Source organism: Stenotrophomonas sp. HMWF003 (genome assembly GCF_003061285.1).
Classification (GTDB): Bacteria; Pseudomonadota; Gammaproteobacteria; order Xanthomonadales; family Xanthomonadaceae; genus Stenotrophomonas; species Stenotrophomonas maltophilia_AP.
In genome coordinates this window covers 3,122-11,176 of sequence record NZ_QAIW01000291.1, presented here as the reverse complement: position 1 = coordinate 11,176, position 8,055 = coordinate 3,122, and the positions used below count along the sequence as shown (strand labels likewise).

Genomic DNA, 8,055 nt, shown 5'->3' with positions numbered 1-8,055 from the left:
CTTCGGGCTGGGCCTGGCCGCGCTGCTGCTGCACGAGCAGGTGAGCTGGACGATGCTGGCGGTCACCGTGTGTGCGGTGAGCTGCGTGGCCGGGGCCCGGCGGTTTGCCCGCTGAGCCGCGGCCCGGGCGTAGGGCTCTAAAGCCCCACGCCCCCCACCGGCGCGGTCTCGAAACGTTCGCCGAACCCGGTGATGTGCGGCCGCGCCCGGGCGATGGCGGCCTGCACGGCGGGCAGTGCCAGTGAGCCGCGATGGTGCTCCTGGCTGTCCCACACCTCGGTGATCCACAGCGCGTCGGCGTCGGTGGGGTCGCGGGCCACCACGTAGCTGCGGCAGCCGGGCATGGCATCGGTACCTTCCAGGAGGATCGCGATGACGGCATCGCGCTGCCCGGGGGCAATCAACATCCTGCCGATCAAACCGTACATGCCTGCCACCTGTCGTCGGGATCCAGCGGGCATCGTGCGCGCGCCGTGCGCAGCCGGTCAACCGGCGTTGAGCCGACCCCACCGCTGCGTTATCCTGCGCGCCGCCGTTGCCCGCCCCGCTGGATCGTGATGACCCCACCCTGATGCCGCGTTGACCACGCGCCCGTGCCGCTGCCGGGTTCCAGGGAGTGTCCTGTCTTCATCACACAGCGCGCCGTGCGTATCGCCGGCGCGCGGAGTCTGCCCATGTCTGTTTCCTACCCGCTGCGCCAGCAATGGCTCGGCAATATCCGCGGTGACCTGCTGTCCGGGACCGTGGTCGCGCTGGCCCTGATTCCCGAGGCGATCGCGTTTTCGATCATCGCCGGGGTCGACCCCAAGGTGGGGCTGTATGCCTCGTTCTGTATCGCGGTAGTCACCGCCATCGCCGGCGGTCGGCCGGGCATGATCTCGGCGGCCACCGGTGCGATGGCGCTGGTGATGGTGGACCTGGTCAAGGACCACGGCCTGCAGTACCTGCTGGCGGCCACCCTTCTGGCCGGGCTGCTGCAGGTGCTCGCCGGCGCCTTGAAGCTGGGCGTGCTGATGCGCTTTGTGTCGCGCTCGGTGATCACCGGCTTCGTCAACGCGCTGGCGATCCTGATCTTCCTGGCGCAGATGCCGGAACTGATCGGGCGTTCGTGGCACGTGTGGGCCGTGTGCGCGGCCGGGTTGGCGATCATCTACCTGCTGCCCCGCGTAACCCGCGCGGTGCCCTCGCCGCTGGTGGCGATCGTCGTGCTCACTGCGTTGTCGATCGGCCTGCACTGGGACGTGCGCACCGTGGGCGACATGGGCGCGCTGCCTGACAGCCTGCCGGTGTTCCTGTTCCCGGACGTGCCGCTCACCTGGGACACGCTGCGCCTGCTGCTGCCGGTGTCGGCCACGCTGGCGGTGGTGGGCCTGCTGGAGTCGATGATGACCGCGCAGATCGTGGAAGACATGACCGACACCCCGAGCCAGCGCAACCGCGAGTGCGCCGGGCAGGGCCTGGCCAACATCACCGCCGGGCTGTTCGGCGGCATGGGCGGCTGCGCGATGATCGGCCAGTCGGTGATCAACGTGTCGTCCGGCGGGCGCGGGCGGCTGTCATGCCTGGTGGCCGGCGTACTGCTGTTGCTGCTGGTGGTGTACGGCGCCGAGTGGGTGCGGCAGATCCCCATGGCGGCGCTGGTGGCGGTGATGGTGATGGTCAGCATCGGCACGTTCCATTGGCGCTCGTTCCAGGAGCTGCGCCAGCATCCGAAAAGCTCTTCGATGGTGATGATCGCCACCGTGGTGGTGACCGTGGCTACCCACGACCTGGCCAAAGGCGTTCTGACCGGGGTGCTGCTGTCGGCGCTGTTCTTCGCCCGCAAGGTGGGGCGCATGCTGCAGGTGGGCGATACGGTGCTGGCCGACGGCAGCCGCGTGTACACGGTCAGCGGCCAGGTGTTCTTCGCCTCGGCCGGCCAGTTCGCCGCCAGCATCGACCTGCACCAGGTGCCTTCGCGGGTGGTGATCGACCTGACCGACGCGCACTTCTGGGACCTCAGTGCGGTGGCGGCGCTGGAGCGGGTGGTCGACAAGCTGCGCGCGCATGGGGCCGAGGTGGAGGTGCGCGGGCTCAACGCGGCCAGCCAGACCCTGGTCGAGCGCGTGGGGCGTTCGACCGGGGAGCAGGCCGCGCGCCCCGGCGAACACTGAACGGGGTCAGGAAACGGTCCTCAACATCGGCGCGCCAGCGCCGTTATCCAGCTCAATGCCCCGATGTCTGCGATCGGGGCAAGGGCTGGCCGTGAGTTGCACCGCGCCACCCGGACCGCAATGGACTGCGCGAAGCCGTAGTGGCGCCCCCGGGCGACCGCTGATCCGACCCTTTTTCCGGAACCGCCCCCCATGCCTGCGTCCCGCCCGATTTCCTCCCAGCGCCCCGGCAGCATCGCCAACCGGCTGATGCTGGGAACCGCGCTGATCGCCATGCTCTGCTTCGGCGTGACCGCCGCCATCAGCTACCGCGAAGCCAGCCAGGCGCTGATCGATTCGTCGCGGCAGACCATGCAGAGCGAGGCCAATGCCGAATCGCGCCGGGTGGGTGCCGACCTGGCCAATGCGTTCTCCACCAGCCAGGCGCTGGCCGACAGCCTGGTGGTGCAGCACGCTGCCGGCGGCTTGACCCGGGCCACCGCCTCGCACGTGGTCGAACAGCAGCTGCGCTCGCACCCGGAGTGGGTGGGGCTGGGAACGCTGTGGGAGCCGCAGGCCTTCGACGGCAAGGACAGCGAGTTCGTCGATGCGGAAGCACACGACGCGACGGGCCGTTTCATGAGCTACTGGTCCTGGCAGGACGGCACGCCCAAGCAGGACCCGCTGAAGGGCTACGACGTGCCGGGCGATGGCGACTGGTACCTGCGTCCGCGCGTGCTGAAGCGCCAGACCGTGGCCGAACCGTATCGCTATGAAATTGCCGGCAAGCCCGTGCTGATGACCACCCTGTCCACCCCGGTGCTGGACAAGGGCACGTTCCTCGGCGCGGTCACCGTCGACTTCGGCCTGGCCGCATTGCAGGAGCGCCTGGCTGCGCTGCGCCCGATGGGCGAAGGCCACGTCGAACTGATTTCCCCGGGCGGCATCGTGCTGGCTGCGCAGGATGCCAAGGAGATCGGCAAGCGTCGCGACGATGCCGCCACCCGCCGGATCCTGGCCGCGGTGGGCGCCGACAAGCCCTACGAAGATTTCAGCGTGGATGCCGCCGGCAACGTGAAGGCGTATGTGCCGCTGCGCATCGGCACCAGCCAGGAGCGCTTCGCCCTGGGCGTGGTGGTGCCGCACGACCTGATCACCGCGCAGGCGCGTTCGCTGCTGTGGATCATCCTGGCCGTGGGCCTGGGTGCTGCGCTGGTACTCAGCGCCAGCGTCTACGTGCTGCTGCGCCGCCAGGCGATCCGCCCGTTGGCCGAAGCTGTGCGGTTGTCGGCCGATGTTGCCGAAGGCCGCCTGGATACCGCGCTGCCGCCGCCGCGCAATGATGAAGTGGGACGCCTGCTCGAATCGATGCAGCGCATGCGCAGCCAGGTGCGCGCGGTGATGGCCGCACAGGGCGAAATGGCGCAGCGGCATGAAGCCGGTGAGCTCAGCTACCGCATGGACGCGCAATCCTTCCCGGGCGAATACGGGCAGATGGTGGGCGACACCAACCAGCTGGTCGGCGCCAACATCGCCGTCACCCGCCGCCTGGTCGAAGTGATGCAGCGTTATGCGGTGGGCGACCTGTCCCAGGACATGGACCGCCTGCCGGGCGAGCAGGCGCGCTTCACCGAGGCGATGGATACCACCAAGGCCAACCTGCGCGCGATCAATACCCAGATCCGCGACCTGGCCGGTGCCGCCGCGCTGGGCGATTTCAGCCAGCGGGGCGACGTGGTGCGCTTCGACCACGACTTCCGCGGCATGGTCGAAAACCTCAACACCATGATGCAGGTCAGCGACGACAACCTGCAGCAGATCTCCGCGCTGCTGCGGGCGATCGCCGCCGGTGACCTCACCGCGCGCATGCACGGGCAGTTCCATGGCGTGTTCGCGCAGATGCGCGACGACGCCGATACCACCGTGACCCAGTTGACCGATATCGTCGGCCGCATCCAGCAGGCCACGGCCAGCATCAACCTGGCCGCCGGCGAGATCGCCTCGGGCAACAGCGACCTGTCGCGCCGCACCGAGCAGCAGGCGGCCAGCCTGGAAGAAACCGCGGCGTCGATGGAGGAACTGACCTCCACGGTGCGCCAGAACGCTGATCATGCCGTGCAGGCCAACACGCTGGCGGCCAACGCGGCCGAGGTGGCGTCGCAGGGCGGGCAGGTGGTGGGCCAGGTGGTGACCACCATGGCCGGTATCGAGGCCTCGTCCAAGCGCATCGCCGAGATCATTTCGGTGATCGACGGCATTGCCTTCCAGACCAATATCCTGGCCTTGAACGCCGCCGTTGAAGCAGCCCGTGCCGGTGAGCAGGGCCGCGGCTTTGCGGTGGTGGCCTCCGAAGTGCGCGCGCTGGCGCAGCGCTCGGCCGGTGCGGCCAAGGAGATCAAGACCTTGATCGACGACTCGGTCGGCCAGGTCACCCAGGGCTCGGCACTGGTGCGCACCGCCGGCGACACCATGCAGGAAATCGTTAGTGGCGTACGCCGCGTCAACGACATCATGGCCGAGATCTCGGCGGCGTCGAAGGAGCAGTCCGCGGGCATCGAGCAGGTGAACCAGACCATCACCCAGATGGACGAAACCACCCAGCAGAACGCCGCGCTGGTGGAAGAAGCCACCGCGGCCGCCCGTGCGATGGAAGAGCAGGCCCAGCACCTGGGTACCGCCGTGGCGATCTTCCGCATCGATACCGGCGCGGCGACCGCACCGGTCAGCGTGCGCGCACCGCGCGTTGTCCGTACGCCCGCGCCCACGCCGAAGCAGCGTGATCGCGATGCGGCACCGGCCGTGGTCGGTGGCGACTGGCAGTCGTTCTGATCATTCGCTGCGGTTGGCGCCCTGCGCAGGCTGCGCACGGCGCGCGTTGAGGGCCGCCAGCACGCGGTGCCCGGCACGGATGCCGGGGACTTCGATCACCCGATAGCCCAGCTGCGCCAGCGGCAGTGCGATGGCCAGCGTCAACGCCGCACAGGCCAGCCAGGCCAGGTCGGGCTGTGGCACCGCCGCGTAGATGCGGCGGAACACCGGCATCAACAGGGCCACCACGATCGGGTGGCCCAGGTACAGCGAATAGCTGACCTGCCCCAGCCACGTGGTGACGCGGTTGACGAGCAGGCGCACCGGGAATCGCGACAGGCCCATCAGCACCGCCGCGTAGGCTGCGCCGAACAGCACCCAGCCGGCCCCGGGCCCGACCACCGCCTGCGCACTGCCGACCACCAGCGCCACCAGCAGCACGCTTCCCGCCACCAGTGCCGCAAGGCAGTAACGGTGTGCCGTCGCGGCCGGAACCGTGATCAGGGCGTTGAACAGGTGGTAGGCCGCAATGCCGTACAGGAACACCGGCAGGTGGCGCAGCAACCCGTAGGCCGTGACGGCATCCAGCCCGCCGGCGCCGAGCAGCCCCGACATCGCCAGGCCGCTGGCCAGCGTGGCCAGCCCCGCCGCCGCCCACGCGCGCAGCGGGGTGTCGATGATCCGGAACAGCAGTGGAAACACCGCGTAGAACAGCATCTCCACACCGATCGCCCAGCTGGCCCATACGATCCCGGTTTCCCAGCCATCGAACAGGTTGAAGGTGAAGGTGACATTGGCCAGGATCTCGGTCACCGGGTGCCCCGGGTGGCTGCCGCGGCCATCGCGCCAGATCGAAAACGCCAGCAGCACGAAGAACAACGGCGCGATGCGGAACACACGGTGCAGGTAGAAGCTGAGCAGCGGGCGGGGTGCCCGTGCGTGGCGCGGCATCGTGTAGGCCAGCGAAAACGCGCTGATGATGAAGAACAACGCCACCCCGGTACCCCCCATGGCCAGCACCGCGCCCAGTACCGAACCGGTGGCCAGCGCCGGTACCGGCATCGCCATCACGTGGAACAGCACCACGTACACGGCGGCCAGCCCGCGCAGGGCATCCAGGAAGGCAAGACGGTTCTGTTGGGACATGGCGGGCGTGTGTCCAGGCGGTGGGCATCGCGCGCGACCGCGCAACGCATGGATCGCGCATGCTACCACCGGGGCTGGCGGACCCCCGCCGGCAGCCAGGGCAGCGTGCGCCAACGCCGTCACTCACCTGATCTGCGCAGCGGGTGCGTTCCCATGGCCCCGCACGCTCTGTCAGGATGACGCCCCATGACGACGCCTTCCAACCGGCTTGGCCTGGCCGCACTCACCGCCCTGGTGGTGGGGTCGATGGTGGGCGCGGGCATCTTCTCGCTGCCGCAGAACATCGCGCGCAGTGCCGGTCCCGGCGCGGCGCTGCTGGGCTGGGCGATCAGCGGCCTGGGCATGCTGATGTTGGCGTTCGTCTTCCAGAACCTGGCCAACCGCAAGCCGCAGCTGGACGCCGGCATCTACGCCTATGCCAAGGCAGGCTTCGGTGACTACATCGGCTTTTCGTCGGCGTGGGGCTACTGGATCTGCTCGCTGCTGGGCAACGTCAGCTTCTTTGTACTGATCTTCAGCGGGCTGGGCTACTTCGTGCCGGCCTTCGGCGAGGGCAACACCTGGCAGGCCATTGCCTGTGCATCGGTGCTGCTGTGGGCCATGCACGCGATGGTGTTGCGCGGGATCGGCCAGGCGGCGCTGATCAATGCGGTGGTCACCGTGGCCAAGGTGGTGCCGATCGTGGTGTTCGTGGTGATTGCCGCCGTCGGCTTCCGGCTGGAGGTCTTCACCGCCGATTTCTGGGGCACGCTGTCATTGGGCAGTCTTGGCGGGCAGCTGCGCGGGATGATGCTGATCACCGTGTGGGTGTTCATCGGCATCGAAGGCGCCAGCATCTATTCGCGCCGGGCGGCACGCCGCGCCGATGTCGGCCGCGCCACGGTGATCGGCTTCCTGGGCGTGCTGGCGTTGCTGATGCTGGTCAACCTGCTGTCGATGGGCGTGCTGGGCCAGCAGCAGCTGGCCCACCTGCACAATCCGTCGATGGCATTCGTGCTGGAGGCCATCGTCGGCCCGTGGGGCGCGCGCCTGATCATCATCGGCATGGTCGTGTCGGTGCTGGGTGCGTTGCTGGCCTGGGTGCTGCTGTGCGCCGAAGTGCTGCATGCCGCGGCCGGCGACGGCACCATGCCGGCCTTCCTGGCCCGGCAGAACGCCAACGATGTGCCGGCCAACGCGCTGTGGCTGACCAACGGGCTGATCCAGCTGTTCCTGCTGATCACCCTGTTCAGTGCCAGCACCTACACCAGCCTGGTGCTGCTGGGCGCATCGATGGCGCTGGTGCCGTACCTGTTCTCGGCCGCCTATGGCGTGCAGGTGGCCTGGCGTGGCGAAGGGTACGCAGACCCGTCGGCACCGCGTCGGCGCGATCTGGTGGTGGCGGTGCTGGCCACCGTGTACGCACTGTGGCTGGTGTATGCCGGCGGGGTGACGCAGGTGCTGCTGTCGGCACTGCTGTATGCACCGGGCATGCTGATGTTCGCGCTGGCCAAGCAGCAGCACGGGCAGCCGGTGTTCACCCCGGTGGAGCGGGTGATCGCGGTGTGCGTGCTGGCGGTGGCGCTGGCGGCGGTATGGGGGCTGTGGCACGGCCGCCTGACGCTGGGCTGAGGCGCGCACCGCATCGCGCCAAACCGGTAGGTACCAACGGGTGGTTGGTACGGACGCCACGTATTTTCCCTGCGAATGGACGAAGAACCAAACATGGTTCTTCTTCCATCGGAGGGAAGCGTCTTGTGGCAAGGGCCGTCGCAAAGTGCGCACGACGCGACGCGCGTGGCCGGGTGTGCAAGGTGCCGCGGCTGGCGTCTCCGATCGGGCGGGTCGCGAGCGTGAGGGCCCCGTAGCAGCCGGTAGGCCCCTGGCGCAAATGTCCCCCGGCCGCGGGGCGGCCTCCTCCTTTATTTTGCCCAGGAGCCTACCGGCTGCTACGGGGCTCGGCTCGCGGTAAGCAGGGGAAGCCAGGCTT

General features: G+C 68.8%; 5 protein-coding genes and 1 pseudogene. 4 read left to right on the top strand and 2 right to left on the bottom strand.

Annotated features, from left to right (window positions below):
• A pseudogene (locus tag DBR34_RS22855) lies at positions 1-115 on the top strand (EamA/RhaT family transporter); the annotation flags it as partial.
• Between the two features lie 22 nt (positions 116-137).
• Here DBR34_RS22855 and DBR34_RS12040 read toward each other — a convergent pair.
• Positions 138-428: a putative quinol monooxygenase gene (locus tag DBR34_RS12040; RefSeq protein WP_128096970.1), complete on the bottom strand. Its 291-nt coding sequence runs from the start codon at positions 426-428 to the stop codon at positions 138-140.
• A gap of 246 nt (positions 429-674) precedes the next feature.
• Between DBR34_RS12040 and DBR34_RS12035 the strand changes: the two genes are divergently transcribed.
• Together DBR34_RS12035 and DBR34_RS12030 are read left to right on the top strand one after the other, a co-directional pair.
• Positions 675-2,153 (top strand): SulP family inorganic anion transporter, encoded by a 1,479-nt coding sequence (locus DBR34_RS12035; RefSeq protein ID WP_128096969.1) that lies wholly within the window; start codon positions 675-677, stop codon positions 2,151-2,153.
• Positions 2,154-2,345: 192 nt separating this feature from the next.
• Positions 2,346-4,961, top strand: a complete 2,616-nt coding sequence (locus tag DBR34_RS12030) for a methyl-accepting chemotaxis protein (RefSeq protein WP_128096968.1) — start codon at positions 2,346-2,348, stop codon at positions 4,959-4,961.
• Here the strand turns inward: DBR34_RS12030 and DBR34_RS12025 are convergent, their stop codons facing one another.
• Complete coding sequence (locus tag DBR34_RS12025) at positions 4,962-6,086, bottom strand: acyltransferase (RefSeq protein WP_128096967.1); 1,125 nt, start codon at positions 6,084-6,086, stop codon at positions 4,962-4,964.
• Between the two features lie 186 nt (positions 6,087-6,272).
• Between DBR34_RS12025 and arcD the strand changes: the two genes are divergently transcribed.
• A complete protein-coding gene (gene arcD, locus DBR34_RS12020; RefSeq protein WP_128096966.1) occupies positions 6,273-7,697 on the top strand; it encodes an arginine-ornithine antiporter in 1,425 nt (474 codons plus the stop codon).
• The last annotated feature ends 358 nt before the right edge of the window (positions 7,698-8,055 follow it).